Source organism: Halorubrum sp. CGM5_25_10-8B (assembly GCF_005435095.1).
GTDB lineage: Archaea > Halobacteriota > Halobacteria > Halobacteriales > Haloferacaceae > Halorubrum > Halorubrum ezzemoulense.
This window is the reverse complement of the sequence record NZ_SGTY01000010.1, coordinates 1-13461: the sequence shown is the minus strand read 5'-3', so window position 1 is coordinate 13461 and position 13461 is coordinate 1. Positions and strand designations below refer to the sequence as shown.

Genomic DNA, 13461 nt, shown 5'->3' with positions numbered 1-13461 from the left:
CTTCAGTCCGCACCCGCGGCCCGCTCGACGTACGTGACCGCCGCCGTTGGCGAGTCGACGGCCTCGACGCCGTCCACGTCGTGCGTGTCGATTCCGGCCACCGGACGGCCCTGCGCGAGTGCGAGCCCGATCTCGGAGAGCGTGCCCCCCGCCCCGTCGACCGCGACCGCGGCATCCCCGTTCATGACGACGAGGGCGTTACGCGCGTGACCGAGCCCCGTCGCGATCGGCGTCGTGACGTGGGGGTTGGCGTCTCTCCGGTCGTCGGTCGGGAGGATCCCGATCGTCTCGCCGTCGGCCGCCCGGGCCCCGCGACAGACAGCCGCCATGACGCCGCCGAGGCCCCCGCAGACCACGGCGTGGCCCCGCTCGGCGAGCCGCTCGCCGAGGGCCTCCGCGACCGCCGCCGTCTCCGGACCGATCGTACTCCCACCGATGACGCTGACGCGCATGGCCCGTCGGTGGGTCCGGCGCCGGGTAAAATCGGTCGGTCGCGGGCGGGAGGGGCGTCGAGACGGGCTCCCCGCCGATTCTCGTCGTCGAGACGCCCACTGAAACCCTTATCCCTGCCGGCCGTGAATGAGGGCTATGACGTACGATACCGTCGTGTTCGACAACGACGGTGTCCTCGTGGGCCGCACGCGCTTCGACGTGCTCCGGGATGCGACCCGGAACGCGTTCGAGGAGTGCGGCGTCGAGGAGCCCGATCCGGACGACGTAGAGCAGATGACCATCGGTGCGACCCCCGGTAGCGTCGGCACCGTCTGTCAGACGTACGACCTCGACCCGGGGTCGTTCTGGCGGACGCGCGACGACGTGGTGTCGCGGGCCCAACAGCAGGAGGCCCGTCAGGGACGCAAGACGCCGTACGACGACCTCGACGAGCTCCAGGACCTCGACGTCCAGATGGGGATCGTCTCGTCGAACCAGCAGGCAACCGTCGACTTCCTCGTCGATCACTTCGACGGGTTCGACCGGATCGGCGCCGCGTACGGTCGCGAGCCGACGATCCACTCGCTCCAGCTCCGCAAGCCGAACCCCCACTACATCGAGCAGGCGCTCGGCGACCTCGACGCGGACAACGCCCTGTTCGTCGGCGACAACGAGTCCGACGTGCGCGCCGCCGAGAACGCCGGGATCGACTCCGCGTTTATCCGCCGTCCCCACCGCCGCGACTGGGAACTGAACGTCTGGCCGACGTGGGAGATCGACCGGCTCTCCGACCTCCACGACATCGTGGAGTGAGGCCGAGCCCCTTCCGAGCGTCCGCTTTCCGGCAGCGACGCGTCGACGACGACCGCGGGCCGCGTCCGGCGATGAAGCGTTTAAATCGCATGGTGCGTAACTCGCCTCCGTGACCGACTCGCCCCCGTGGGCCGACCTCTTCGGCCATCCCGAACCGTACCCCGAGCAGGCCGACGGCATCGACGCCGCCGTCGACGCCGCCGCGGACGGCGGCTTCCTCGCCCTCGAAGGCGCCTGCGGGACGGGGAAGACGATGCTCGCGCTCACCGCCGGGCTCGACCGCGTCCGCGACCCCGACTCCGACTTCGAGCGGGTCTTCGTCCTCACCAGCGTCAAACAGCAGCTGCGCCAGTTCGAGACGGATCTCCGGGCGGTGAACGAGAACCTGCCGAGCGACTACGACCCCGTCTCGGGTCTCACCCTCGTCGGGAAGGCCGACGTCTGTCCGTACGCCCGCGAGAACCGGGGCGGGATCGACCGCGAGAACGTGTACGAGCGCTGCGAGGGGCTCCGCGAGCGGACCCGGAACCTCGTCGGCGACGGCGGCGCGACGACGACCGCGAACCTCGTGAGCGAGGCGCGGAGCCAGCAGGTGGGACTCATGGACTCGGGGTCGGCGGGACCCGCCGGCGGGACTGCCGCCGCCGACTCGGGCGCGCCCGACGCCGACTACCTCTCCGTCGACGGCGAGCCGACGCCGTATCGCCCCGACACGGAGGAGTACGACGACGTGGAGTTCTGCCCGTTCTACGCCGGCTTCCTCGACGACCTGCCGGAGGACGGCGAGCCCGCCGAGGCAGTCCCGTTCGACGTGACCGAGCTCGGCCACGTCGACGCCGACGAACTCGTCCGGCTCGCGGCGGGCCACGGCTCGTGTCCGCACTCGATCATGGGCGCGCTCGTCCCCGAGGTCGAGGTCGTCATCGGCAACTACTATCACGCGTTCGATCCGGTGACGACGGGGACGTTCACCGGCGCGCTCCTCGACGACTCGACGTTCGTCGTCTGCGACGAGGCGCACATGCTCGAACCGCGCGTCCGGGACCTCGTGAGCGACGCCGTCGCGGACGCGAGCCTCCGCGACGCCGAGAACGAGCTCACGCGCGTCGTTCAGCCCCTCTCGTTCGAGAGCGCGGGCGCCGAGTCGGACGACGCCGCCCTCGTCCGCGGCGAGCTGGAGGACGCGGACGTGACCGTCGAGGAGATCGAGGCGGTCCGAGAGTTCTACGCCGACCTCCGCGGCGAGCTCGACCGCCGCGTGACCGCGCACCTCGACCGCGAGCGCCCCGACTGGCGGGCGTCGATGCGCGACCTCGACGACGAGGAGATCCCGCTCCGCGACCCCGAGGAGCCGGGCGAAGACGCGATCACCGAGTGGGCCGACGGCGAGGGGTACGGCGAGCGCGTCTGGGCGCGCGCCGAGCAGGTCGGCGCGGTCGTCAAGCGCGTCCTCGACTCGCTCGAAGACGAGGACAAGCAGCGCGCCGCGCCCGGGGTCGGCCGCACCCTCAACGCTTGGTATCGCCAGGGACACACCGACTTCTTCCGCGCGATCGAGCTCGAACGCACGTTCGACGAGACGGAGCCGCCGGACTCGTGGCGGCGCGCGTACAACGCCCGCCTCGCGCTCCACAACTGCCTTCCGAGCGAACCGATCGGCGACCGGCTCGCCGAGTTCGGCGGCGGCGTCCTCATGAGCGCGACGCTGGAGCCGATGGACCTCTTCCGCGAGGTGACCGGACTCGATCACCTGGCCGAGCGCGGCCGCCCGGTCATCGAGCGGACGTACGGCCTCTCGTTCCCCGAGGAGAACCGCGCGAGCCTCGCGGTCGACGCGCCGAAGTTCACCCACCAGAACCGCGGCGCGCCGGGGGAGGAGAACCCGACGCGGCTCGCGCACCTCGACGCGACGGCCGCGGTCGCGCGCCGCGACGGGAACGTCCTCGTCGGCACCCCGAGCTACGCAGAGGCGACGTGGATGGCGGAGTCGCTCTCGGCGCGGCTCGACAAGCCTGTCCTCTTAGACGAGTCCTCCGGCGACCGAGAGACGGAGTCGCTGAAGGACGACTTCTTCGCCGGCGACGGCAAGGTGCTGGTGACGAGCCTCCGCGGCACCCTCACGGAGGGCGTCGACTACCGCGGGGACCGGCTCTCGGCGGCCGTCGTCTGCGGCGTCCCGATCATCAACACGGCGCGACCGCAGACGCGGGCGGTAATCACCGCCTACGACTGCCGGTTCGAGTCCGGCTTCGAGACGGCCCTGACGGTGCCCGCCGTCAGAAAGGCGCGGCAGGCGGTCGGCCGCGTCATCCGCGGACCGGACGAGCGAGGCGTCCGCGTCCTCCTCGACGCCCGGTACGCCCGCGACTCGTGGAACGCGGTCAGGGAGTACCTGCCCGATCACGAGCGGGAGGAGTACCAGCCGGTGAGTCCGGACATGCTGGATGTCGCGCTCGACCGGTTCGAGTCGCGCCGGTAGCCGGTGACTAACAGCGCGTTCAATGCGAGTAGGCAGCGCGTTCAATGCGAGTAGGCAGCGCGTAACTACGTCTCCGGGGAACGTGTGTCAACGTATGGAACCACCATCTCCCGGTGAACTGTACCACGTCGTCTGTCGCGAGTGCCCCTTCGAACGGCTGATCGGAATCGCGGGAGACGCGGACGACTACGGCCGCAACCACGCCGCAGACACCGGTCATCGAGTGGTGATCGACCGGGTCGAGTGAGTCTCGGCTCGCCCGGCCCGACGGTCTCGAGCGGGCCCGGTCACCCCGGCCAAAGCGTTTGAACGACCCTCAGACGACGTTCGAGTCGATGTCGCGCGGGAAGTTCGTGAGCCGCTCGGTCCCCGACTCGGTGATCACCACCGTGTCGGAGTGTCGGTAGCCGTACTCGTCGGTGTACAGCCCGGGCTCGATCGTGTACACGTGGCCGGGCGCCATCACGGCGTCGTCGCCGTCGTAGCGCTCGTCCCAGCCGCGGTCGATGTACGGCGGCTCGTGGGCGCCGAGCCCGATGTTGTGGCCGACGTGGTGTTGCGCCAGGTCGGTCACGCCCTGTTCCTCGAGGTAGTCCCAGACGACCCGATCGACCTCGGCGACCGGCACGCCGGGACCCAAGGCGTCGATCGCGAGCGTCTGCGCTTCCAGCATGAGCTCGAAGTAGTGCTCCTGTTCGTCGGTGTAATCGCCGACGAACATCGTCCGTTCTAACTCCGAGCGGTAGCCGTCGACGTTCGCGGTCGCGCCCGTAACGAGCACGTCGCCCTCGGAGAGCCGCTCGTTCGGGGTGTGCCCGTGCGGGAGCGCGGTCTCCTCGCCGGAGATGTAGCCCGCGTGGACCGGCCCGTCGCCGCGGACGCGGACGCTGTAGGCGTCGCCGAGCGCGTCGAGCATAGCGCGCGACGCCTCCGTGGACGCGCGCTGCGAGACGGTCGCCGGGTGCGCGCCCGGTTCGGAGAAGTCGGCGAGGTAGCGGTGGCCGAGGTTCGCCCACTTCGCGGACTCGCGAATCAGGTCGACCTCCGCGTCGGACTTCGCCCAGCGCATCCGGTCGACCCACGCTTGGGCCCTGACGTCGACCGAGTCGGAAAACGCGGGCCCCTCGTACCCCATCACGCCCGGTGGGCCGTCGGCGTCGGCGGCTATCGTCTCGGCGCCGAGGTCGCGCAGCATCTCGACGGCGACCGAGACGGGCTCGCCACCGGGATAGTCGAAGTAGTGGTGGATGGCGTCGATCCGCGGGTTGGGCTCGACGCGCTCGACCTCCAGCCTCGGAACGGTTATCTCGACGCGGTCGTCGGTGACCGCGAGGACGACCGGCCGCTCCGTCTGGATGTGGTGGAAGCCGGTGAGGTACTCTATCGCCGTCGCGCCGACCCACGTCGCGGCGTCGGCGTCGGTGTCGGCGAGCCGGTCTCGGACGGCGGCGAGCCGGTCGTCGAAGGCCGACTCGGGAAGTCGCGTGGCCATGGCTCAGGGATGTGCGAACGCGCGCATAAAAAGTCGGGTAGCGGAACGCGAAGTACGGGCGTCTTCGGCGCCGGCTCAGCTCTCGCGGCGAGCGAAGGCGAGGTTGCCGGAGACGTTCTTGATGTAGGCGGTCACGGTCTCGCCCTCCTGCGCGCCGGGGACGAAGATGGTGTACTCGCCGCGCTCGGCGACCCCGTCGCCCTTGCGGCCGGTGCCGACGATCTCGAGCTCGTAGGTGTTGCCCGACTCGACGGCGTCCTCCTGCCGCTGGGTGTCGGAGGTGTTCTGCTTCGCCACCGGGCGGAAGGCCCCGCAGGCCTCACAGCGGAGCATCGGCGTCCGGTTCTCGGTCTCCAGTCGCGTGTCGGGGAGGCCGCACTCCGAGCAGGTGACGAACGACTCGATGTACGAGTCGATCGCGGCCTGGAAGTCGCGCTCGCGGAAGTTCCCGCTGTAGCGCGCGCGGCCGTCCTCGTACTGCCCGGCCGTCCCGAGCTCCTGCTGTATCTTCGAGTGGACGTGTTCGGGGTCGCGACTCAGCGCGTCGGCGATCGCGGAGAGGTTCGTCAGTCGCGTGAACGCCCCGTCCTTCTGCGTTTCGGGGTCGGGTACCGACAGCCGCTCGTCGGAGCCGCCGAGGTCCGGCACCTCCTCCATCGCGCGGTCGAGGCTCGATTCGTAATCCATACGCGATGGAACGACAGCGCGACGGAAATCGCTTCCGGGTTCGAAGCGGCGGCCCGGAATGGACCCGGTACTAGGAGAGTGGCAGTCGGCCAGAAGTAGCGGGAGGTAGATTTGAACTACCGATCTCCGGGTTATGAGCCCGGCGGAATCTCCTGGCTATCCCATCCCGCTATCGTAGCACAATCGCGTGTGACTGTTAAGGGTTCTGATCCCGCCGCCGGTGTGCGATTCGTCCACGCGTCTGCGCCGTTCGCGTTCCCCCGAATCGGTGCCGCGGGGACGTTCGATCACTCCTCGCTCGCGGCTTCGCCGTCCTCCGCTCGCGCCGCGATGGCCCTGATCCGTACTCGCAGCGCGAGAACCGCATATCCATCGCTGAACACCGATCCGACTGACCCGTCGATCACTTCCCGACGGTCCGCGGCCGAGCGTAAAAATGATCCCGCGACCGCCCCTCCATTGCGTCGGCCGCAAACAATTTCACACATCATAGATAGTGATAGACGATGTACAAGCCGCTGTTGACGACGGACTTTCTGGACCGGGCGCGACGCCACTACGCCGACGAGGAGGCCGTCCTCGCGGTCGACGGGACGCGGTACACGTACGGCGAACTCGGCGACCGCGCCGACCGCTTCTCCGCCGCGCTTCAGGCGCGCGGGATCGAGAAGGGCGACCGGGTCGCGGTGTTGGACCCGAACACGCACTACCACTTGGAGGCCGCCTACGGCGCGATGCAGGTCGGGGCGATCCACGCCCCGCTGAACTACCGGCTTACGCCGGACGACTTCTCGTACATGCTCTCCGACGCCGGAGTCGACGCCATCTACGCCGACGCCGAGTACGCCCCGAACGTCGAGGCGATCCGCGACGAGGTGCCCACGGAGACGTTCCTCACGAACGACGCCGACGCGGTCGAAGGCGACTGGGAGTCGTTCGACGCGGCGCTCGACGACGCGGACCCGGACGCCTACGAACGGCCGGCAATGGACGAGGACGACGTGATCACGATCAACTACACCTCCGGCACCACCGGCGACCCGAAGGGCGTGTGTCGGACCCACCGGGCCGAGACGCTCCACGCGTACCTCATCTCCATCCATCAGGAAATAACGGACGACGACGTGTACCTCTGGACGCTACCGATGTTCCACGTCAACGGCTGGGGCCACATCTACGCGATCACCGGGGCCGGCGCTCGCCACGTCTGTACCCGCGGGGTCGACGTCGCCGAGACGTTCGACCGGATCCGGAGCGAGGACGTGTCGTACTTCTGTGCGGCGCCGACCGTCCTCAACATGCTCGGCGACCACCACGCCGAACACGGCGGCGCGACGGCCGGCGACAACGACGTGCGGGTCGCCACCGCGGGCGCGGCGCCGCCGGAGGCGACGATCCGCACCGTCGAGGAGGAGTTCGGCTGGGATCTCAAACACGTGTACGGCGCGACCGAGACGGGGCCGCTGATCACCACCTCCGACGCGAAGCGCCACTTCGAGGCGGACTCGGACGACCGCTTCGCCGTGAAGAAGACGCAGGGGATCGGCTACCTCGGCACCGACGTACGCGTCGTCGACGAGAACGGTGAGGACGTGGCCGCGGACGGCGAGACGATCGGCGAGATCGTCGTCCGCGGTAATCAAGTGATGGACCGCTACTGGAACAAGCCCGAGGCCACCGATGAGGCGTTCTCCGAGCGGTTGGAAGGGTACTACCACATGGGCGATCTGGCCGTCGTCGACGAGGACGGGTTCGTCTCGATACAGGACCGCAAGAAGGACATCATCATCTCCGGCGGGGAGAACATCTCCTCGATCGAACTGGAGGACACACTCTTCGAGCACGACGTCGTCTCCGACGTGGCCGTGATCCCCGCGCCCGACGAGCGGTGGGGCGAGACCCCGAAGGCCTTCGTCGTCCCCGAGGGCGGTGACCCCGACGACGCGGGCGCGACGCCCGAGGAGCTGAAGACGTTCGTCCGCGAGCGCGTCGCGGACTACAAGACGCCGGGCGAGGTGGAGTTCGTCGCCGAACTCCCGACCACCGCGACCGGCAAGATCCAGAAGTACGAACTGCGCGAGCGCGAGTGGGACGAGGAGGACCGGATGGTCGGCGAGGGATAACCGGCGCCTCTCCCGCGGTCGTACGAGAAAAGAAACCGTTCAGACCTCTTCGACGCCTTTCGGCTCTGCTTCGTCGGCGTCGTCCGCTTCGCCGGTCTCCGCCTCGGCGCCGCCGGAGTCGCCCAGTCGGTCCGTGTCGATGCTGACGCCCGGAGGAGTCACCACGAGGAAGCCGCGGAAGTGCATCAGCTCGCCGTCCATCTCCTTCACGTCGCGCGCGAAGGGGGCGGCGAGCTCGTTGAGGTCGCCCTCGATCGACAGCACCAGCGTGTTCCCGTAGTCGACGCTGCGGACCCACTCCTCCGGGTCGGTCGTGCCGTCCAGCACGCCGAGGACGACGTCGCCGGCCGCCGCGAACGCCTCGTCCATCTTCTCCTCGGCGTCCCGCAGGTCGAGGTCCCAGTCGCTCATACGTGGTCGTCGACAGGCGGCGGCAAAAACGTTCGGACGCGCGCCGCGTCTCCGCTCCGAGCCGCCGTCCGGTCGCGGAGTGGTTAAGTACGCACCGACCCCAGCGATAGGCATGGAACGTACGCGGCGGTCCCTGCTCGCGGCCGGGGCCACGGCCGGCGTCGTCGGTGTCGCCGGCTGTCTCGGCGGCGGAGGCGGCGACGGAAACGGCGGCGAACTCAGCCTCGACACGGGGTCGTACGACTGCTCGCTCTCTGAGCCGACGGACCCCAACCTCGACTACCGGCCGACGCTCGGGGACCCGGACGCGGACGTGGTCGTCCGGGCGTTCGAGGACTTCACCTGCGGGCACTGCGCGACGTACAACCTCGACCACTTCCCGACGATCCGAGAGGAGTACGTCGACCCCGGACGGGTCCGCTACGAGCACTGGGATTTCCCGATCCCGGTCAACGAGCGGTGGGCTGTCCCGGTCGCCAGCGCGGCCCGCGGGGTCGGGATCCGTCACGACGACGAGGCGTTCTTCGAGTTCGCGAAGGCGGCCTACGAGTCGCAGGGGAACTACAGCGGCGAGGCGCTCGGGGCCGCCGCCGAGACCGCCGGCGCGGACCCTTGTGCGGTGTTGTCCGACGCGGAGTTCTCCACGTACGAGGCGGCTACGCAGGACGACAGGTCGGAGGGCTCGTCGATGGGCGTCGAGGGGACGCCGACGATCTTCGTGAACGGCGAGCCGGTAGAGGGCGGGTACGCCGCCGAGACGGTCGCCGCGGCGATCGACGCCGAACTCTGAGGCGCGTGACGGCCCCGACCGGACCCGAGTCGTGAGGGGATTCTCCGGCCGATACTCTGCGGAGCGTCGGTCTTTTGCCCGTTCGTCCCGTCGTACCCGCAGATGAGCGACGGCGATTCCTCCGCCGCGACCGCGGCCGGCGGCGACCGCGCGGCCGAGATCGACACCGCCGGAGCCGCGGCCGACGCGACCGACCGCCGCCGGCTCGGCGCGGTCGTCCTCGCGGTGCTGATCTCGCAGGTCCTCCTCTACCCGGGCGTGCCGGACCTCGTGGTCGCGCTCGGCGCCCCGGCCGGCATCGACGCCGGGATGTGGTTCCTCGTCGCGGAGTTCGGCGCGTTCGTGACGTTCGCGGTCGTCTGGGGCGCGCTCTCGGACGCGCTCGGGACGCGAGTTCCGCTGATCGTCACCGGCGCGCTCGGCGGCGCGGCCTCCTACGTCGCGCTCGCGTCGCTGCCGGGACTCGGGCTCGGCTTCGGGGCCGCGCTCCTCGTCAGGGTCGTCGGGGGCGCCCTCACTATCGGCGCGTTCTCGCTGTCGATCACGCTGTTGATGGACCTTCGCGGCGGCAACGGCCGGAACATGGGGACCGCCGGGTTCGCCATCGGCCTCGGTGCCGCGGTCGGCTCCGTCGTCGGCGGTTCGCTCGCTGGCCTCGGCGCGCTGTACCCGGTGTACGCCGGGGCGGTCGTGCTGGCGGCGGCGGGGCTGTTGGCGGCGACGGTCGACGACCGAGCGGCGACCGCGGCGGCGAGCGACTCGGGGGCGAGCGACTCGGCGAGTGAGACCGACGGGGGCGGCTTCCGGGACGTTCTCGCCCGCGCCCGGACGACGCCCGGCCTCCTCGTCCCGCTCGCGTTCGGCTTCGTCGACCGACTGACGGCGGGCTTCTTCGCTTTGGTCGGCGTCTACTACTTCCAGGACCCGGCGACGTTCGGGCTGTCAGCGGCCGGCGCGGGCGCGACCCTCGCGCTCTTCTTCGTCCCGTTCGCGCTCCTCCAGTCGCCATTCGGCGCGCTCTCGGACCGGATCGGCCGCTTCCTCCCTGTGGTGGCCGGGTCGCTCGCGTACGGCGTCGCAACGGTCGGCGTCGGCGTGGCGCCCGCGTACCCAATCGCCGCGGCGCTGATGGTCCTCGTCGGCGTCTGCGGCGCGCTGATGGCCCCGGCGACGATGGCGCTCGTCACCGACCTCGTCGAGCCGGAAGTGCGGGGCGCGGCGATGGGGCTGTTCAACGTGTTCGGCTCGCTCGGCTTCCTCGCCGGTTTCCTCGTCGGCGGGAGCGCCACGGGCGCGTTCGGGTACACGCCCGCGTTCCTCGCGGTCGGCGGACTGGAACTGGCCATCGCGCTCGCGCTGCTCCCGGCGGTCCGGTCTCTCTCGCCCGGCGCGGGCGTGATCGGTCGACTCGGCGCGGAGGGGTGAGACCGACCGACCCCCCCGGCCCGGAGCGTCGCGTCGGGAGTCCTGCCGAGTCGGATCCCACCGCGCCCCAATCTCCGTCGCGTCCGAGCTTCCGTCGCGTCTAAGCCTCCGGCGCGTCCGATCCCTCGCCCGCCCCGAGGCGAGTCCTTTTAACCGGCGCGTCACCTCCGTTCGCGTAACCGATGGACCTCCTCGTGGTCGGCGCCGGCGAGATCGGTCGCTGGGTCGCCGACACCGTCTCGGCCGACGCCGCGCCGGTCGACGCGACCGTCGCGTTCGCCGACCGCGACCCGGCCGTCGCGGCCGACGCCGCCGCGGACCGCGACGCGAGAGCGGTCGACGCCGACGGGGACACCGCCCACGACGCCGTCTGCCTCGCGGTGCCGATGTCGGCGGTCCCCGCGGCGGTCGAGGCGTACGCGCCCCGCGCGGAGCGGGCGATCGTCGACGTCTCCGGCGAGATGACCGACGCGCTCGCGGCGATGCGCGAGCACGCCCCCGGCCTCGAACGCGCGAGCTACCACCCGCTGTTTGCCCCGCCGCGCGTTCCGGGGAACGTCGCGGTCGTCGTCGACGAGGGCGGCCCGACGGTCGACGGGCTCACCGACTCGGTCCAGGCGGGGGGCAACGACGTGTTCGAGACGACCGCGGACGAACACGATGCGGCGATGGAGACGGTCCAAGCGGGCGCGCACGCCGCGGTGCTCGCGTGGCGGCTCGCCGCGGACCCGGTCCGCGAGGAGTTCCACACGCCGGTGTCGGCCGCGCTGGAGGAGGTCGCCGACACGGTCACCGAGGGCTCGCCCGCGGTGTACGCGGAGATTCAGCGCGCCTTCGACGGCGCGGACGAGGTGGCCGACGCCGCGGCAGAGATCGCGGCGGCCGACGACGAGGCGTTCGCCGCCCTCTACGAGCGCGCCCGCGGCGACCTCGAGGAGCGAGACCGGCTGGAGTGAGCCGACGCGAAGCAGACGAGAAACCATGATCGACAGAACCGCGGTCCGGAACAACGCGAACTACCTGCGCAACGTCAGACCGATCGACCCCGAGGAGATCGCCGAGTACATCGAGGGGACGCCGCACCCGGCGGTCGTCCGCGAGACGCTCCGCGAGGAGGCGTTCGACCTCCGGCTCCGCGAGCGCGAAGACGGGGCGTTCGTCCCCGTCGAGGAGTCGCCCGTCGACCCACCGGGCTGGGCCCCGGAGGCACTTCCGGAGGCGTACGCGTTCGCGGTTGAGGACCTGCTCGTCCGCGAGTACGGCGCCAACTGGCACCGCGGCGAGTCCGGGGACGAGCTCCGCGAGCGGGTCCGCCAGCTGAAGACGGACTACCTCTACGAGAACGAGGTCGAGTACGACCGCGTCGCGGCGCTCGGCTACGCGATCTACCACCTCCCCGCGTACTACGCCACGGTCGGCCACGTCCTCGACGACCTCACCGAGAACGGCCTGCTCGACCGGACGCTCCGCGTCCTCGACGTGGGAGCCGGCGTGGGCAGCCCCGCGCTCGGCCTCCACGACTACCTCCCCGACGACGCGATCGTCGAGTACCACGCCGTCGAGCCGAGCGCCGCGACCGACGTGCTCGACCGGCTCTTGGAGGAGACTGGCCGCAACTTCCGGACGACGCTCCACGAGGCGACGGCCGAGGCGTTCCTCGGTCTCGACGAGGGCGAATCGCCCGCCGCAGCGACCGACGACCCCTTCGACATCGTGATATTCGGTAACGTGCTCTCGGAGCTCGCCGACCCGGTCACGGTCGCCGACGCCGCCCTCGACGCGCTCGCTCCCGACGGGAGCCTCGTGGCGTTCGCGCCCGCCGACCGGAACACCGCGGTCGGGCTCCGGCGGGTCGAACGCGCGCTCGTCGCGGGCGACGGGGACGGCGCCGGACCGGGACGCGACGCCGAAATGTACTCGCCGGCGCTCCGACTGTGGCCCGACGCGGTCCCGAGCGATCCGGGGTGGTCGTTCGACGTGGCCCCGGACCTCGCGGTCCCGCCCTTCCAGCGCCGGCTCGACGAGGCGACGGCGCGCGGCGAGACCGACGAGCCGGGCGAGTTCGTCAACGTCGATGTCCAGTTCGCTTACTCGATACTCCGCCCCGACGGGCGGCGACGGGTCGACATCGAGGCGAGCGCGGAGCGGTGCGCGCGCATGGCCGAGTCCGAGCGCCACGTCACCGACCGGGTGAACCTGCTCGCGGTGAAGCTGAGCCACGACCTGAGCGAGGGGGACAACGCGCTCTACCGTGTCGGCGACGGCTCGCAGGCGACCGACCACTACCTCGTCTGTACCCGCGAGACCGCGCTGAACCGCGACCTCCGCGAGGCCGACTACGGGTCGGTGGTCTTCGTCGAGAACGGGCTCGTCCTCTGGAACGAGGACGAGGGCGCGTACAACGTCGTCGTCGACGACGAGACGGTGGTCGACCTCGTCGCGCCCTGAGCGGTCGCGGGCGCCGGGTCCGACGAGCCGGACCGCTCCGGCTCAGCCGTTGGCGTACGGTTCAGTCGCTGGCCACCGGTTCGATCAGGTCGGGCGCGTCGACGCTCGGCGAGTTCACCCGCGTCGACACCGGGTGCGCGGTGAGGTCGTCGCTCGGGTACGGGTCGAGCAGCGCTGCGGCCTCGTCGGGGCCCCCGTGGAGCCACGTCTCCTCCTCGCCCGCGTCGGGGTCGAGTATCACCGCCATCCGGTGGTGGAGGTCCGCCACGAGGTCGTTCGGCTCGGTGGTGACGATCGAGAACGTCTCGACCGCGTCCGGTTCGTCGCCCGTCTCGCCGCCCTCGCCCCCGCCGCCCTCGCC

At 70.8% G+C, this 13461-nt stretch carries 13 protein-coding genes and 1 tRNA gene; 8 read left to right on the top strand and 6 right to left on the bottom strand.

Translation table 11 applies throughout. The features are described 5' to 3' along the window. Positions 1 to 2 precede the first annotated feature (2 nt). On the bottom strand, positions 3 to 452 hold the full coding sequence (locus EXE51_RS10720; RefSeq protein ID WP_086215334.1) for a TIGR00725 family protein: 450 nt from the start codon (positions 450 to 452) through the stop codon (positions 3 to 5). A 136-nt stretch (positions 453 to 588) separates the two neighbouring features. On the opposite strand from EXE51_RS10720, the gene EXE51_RS10715 reads away from it, so the two are divergent. The 3 genes from EXE51_RS10715 (at position 589) to EXE51_RS17765 (ending at position 3971) form a co-directional block, all read left to right on the top strand. Continuing rightward, complete coding sequence (locus EXE51_RS10715) at positions 589 to 1245, top strand: HAD family hydrolase (protein ID WP_049929980.1); 657 nt, start codon at positions 589 to 591, stop codon at positions 1243 to 1245. Between the two features lie 109 nt (positions 1246 to 1354). Beyond that, positions 1355 to 3724: an ATP-dependent DNA helicase gene (locus EXE51_RS10710; RefSeq protein ID WP_094552308.1), complete on the top strand. Its 2370-nt coding sequence runs from the start codon at positions 1355 to 1357 to the stop codon at positions 3722 to 3724. Between the two features lie 94 nt (positions 3725 to 3818). Further along, positions 3819 to 3971: a hypothetical protein gene (locus tag EXE51_RS17765; RefSeq protein ID WP_167373063.1), complete on the top strand. Its 153-nt coding sequence runs from the start codon at positions 3819 to 3821 to the stop codon at positions 3969 to 3971. A 69-nt stretch (positions 3972 to 4040) separates the two neighbouring features. On the opposite strand, the gene EXE51_RS10705 is transcribed toward EXE51_RS17765, so the two are convergent. The 3 genes from EXE51_RS10705 to EXE51_RS10695 all read right to left on the bottom strand — a co-directional run bounded on the left by EXE51_RS10705 (position 4041) and on the right by EXE51_RS10695 (position 6074). Beyond that, positions 4041 to 5216 carry a Xaa-Pro peptidase family protein gene (locus tag EXE51_RS10705; RefSeq protein ID WP_137692661.1) on the bottom strand — a complete coding sequence of 392 codons (1176 nt, stop codon included), beginning with the start codon at positions 5214 to 5216 and terminating at the stop codon, positions 4041 to 4043. Positions 5217 to 5291: 75 nt separating this feature from the next. Continuing rightward, positions 5292 to 5903 (bottom strand): translation initiation factor IF-2 subunit beta, encoded by a 612-nt coding sequence (locus EXE51_RS10700; protein WP_049929975.1) that lies wholly within the window; start codon positions 5901 to 5903, stop codon positions 5292 to 5294. A gap of 96 nt (positions 5904 to 5999) precedes the next feature. Continuing rightward, a tRNA-Met gene (locus tag EXE51_RS10695) sits at positions 6000 to 6074 on the bottom strand. Between the two features lie 335 nt (positions 6075 to 6409). Between EXE51_RS10695 and EXE51_RS10690 the strand changes: the two genes are divergently transcribed. Next, positions 6410 to 8026: a long-chain-fatty-acid--CoA ligase gene (locus EXE51_RS10690; RefSeq protein WP_137692660.1), complete on the top strand. Its 1617-nt coding sequence runs from the start codon at positions 6410 to 6412 to the stop codon at positions 8024 to 8026. A 39-nt stretch (positions 8027 to 8065) separates the two neighbouring features. Here the strand turns inward: EXE51_RS10690 and EXE51_RS10685 are convergent, their stop codons facing one another. Beyond that, positions 8066 to 8437, bottom strand: coding sequence for a DUF5779 family protein (locus EXE51_RS10685; RefSeq protein ID WP_049929972.1), 372 nt, complete (start codon positions 8435 to 8437; stop codon positions 8066 to 8068). Positions 8438 to 8549: 112 nt separating this feature from the next. On the opposite strand from EXE51_RS10685, the gene EXE51_RS10680 reads away from it, so the two are divergent. The 4 genes from EXE51_RS10680 to EXE51_RS10665 all read left to right on the top strand — a co-directional run bounded on the left by EXE51_RS10680 (position 8550) and on the right by EXE51_RS10665 (position 13100). Continuing rightward, positions 8550 to 9227, top strand: a complete 678-nt coding sequence (locus EXE51_RS10680) for a thioredoxin domain-containing protein (protein WP_089307803.1) — start codon at positions 8550 to 8552, stop codon at positions 9225 to 9227. A gap of 102 nt (positions 9228 to 9329) precedes the next feature. Then, a complete protein-coding gene (locus tag EXE51_RS10675; RefSeq protein WP_241990624.1) occupies positions 9330 to 10652 on the top strand; it encodes an MFS transporter in 1323 nt (440 codons plus the stop codon). Between the two features lie 182 nt (positions 10653 to 10834). Beyond that, positions 10835 to 11608, top strand: coding sequence for a prephenate dehydrogenase (locus tag EXE51_RS10670; RefSeq protein WP_137692659.1), 774 nt, complete (start codon positions 10835 to 10837; stop codon positions 11606 to 11608). Positions 11609 to 11633: 25 nt separating this feature from the next. Further along, complete coding sequence (locus EXE51_RS10665) at positions 11634 to 13100, top strand: small ribosomal subunit Rsm22 family protein (protein ID WP_137692658.1); 1467 nt, start codon at positions 11634 to 11636, stop codon at positions 13098 to 13100. Between the two features lie 61 nt (positions 13101 to 13161). Here EXE51_RS10665 and EXE51_RS10660 read toward each other — a convergent pair. Next, positions 13162 to 13461 (bottom strand): SOS response-associated peptidase (locus tag EXE51_RS10660; RefSeq protein WP_137692657.1); only part of this gene is annotated, 300 nt, incomplete at its 5' end.

Coding starts and splice junctions, on each gene's coding strand:
- EXE51_RS10705 (WP_137692661.1), bottom strand. CDS start 5,216: ATGGCCACGCGACTTCCCGAGTCGGCCTTCGACGACCGGCTCGCCGCC.
- EXE51_RS10675 (WP_241990624.1), top strand. CDS start 9,330: ATGAGCGACGGCGATTCCTCCGCCGCGACCGCGGCCGGCGGCGACCGC.
- EXE51_RS10685 (WP_049929972.1), bottom strand. CDS start 8,437: ATGAGCGACTGGGACCTCGACCTGCGGGACGCCGAGGAGAAGATGGAC.
- EXE51_RS10670 (WP_137692659.1), top strand. CDS start 10,835: ATGGACCTCCTCGTGGTCGGCGCCGGCGAGATCGGTCGCTGGGTCGCC.
- EXE51_RS17765 (WP_167373063.1), top strand. CDS start 3,819: ATGGAACCACCATCTCCCGGTGAACTGTACCACGTCGTCTGTCGCGAG.
- EXE51_RS10715 (WP_049929980.1), top strand. CDS start 589: ATGACGTACGATACCGTCGTGTTCGACAACGACGGTGTCCTCGTGGGC.
- EXE51_RS10680 (WP_089307803.1), top strand. CDS start 8,550: ATGGAACGTACGCGGCGGTCCCTGCTCGCGGCCGGGGCCACGGCCGGC.
- EXE51_RS10690 (WP_137692660.1), top strand. CDS start 6,410: ATGTACAAGCCGCTGTTGACGACGGACTTTCTGGACCGGGCGCGACGC.
- EXE51_RS10720 (WP_086215334.1), bottom strand. CDS start 452: ATGCGCGTCAGCGTCATCGGTGGGAGTACGATCGGTCCGGAGACGGCG.
- EXE51_RS10665 (WP_137692658.1), top strand. CDS start 11,634: ATGATCGACAGAACCGCGGTCCGGAACAACGCGAACTACCTGCGCAAC.
- EXE51_RS10700 (WP_049929975.1), bottom strand. CDS start 5,903: ATGGATTACGAATCGAGCCTCGACCGCGCGATGGAGGAGGTGCCGGAC.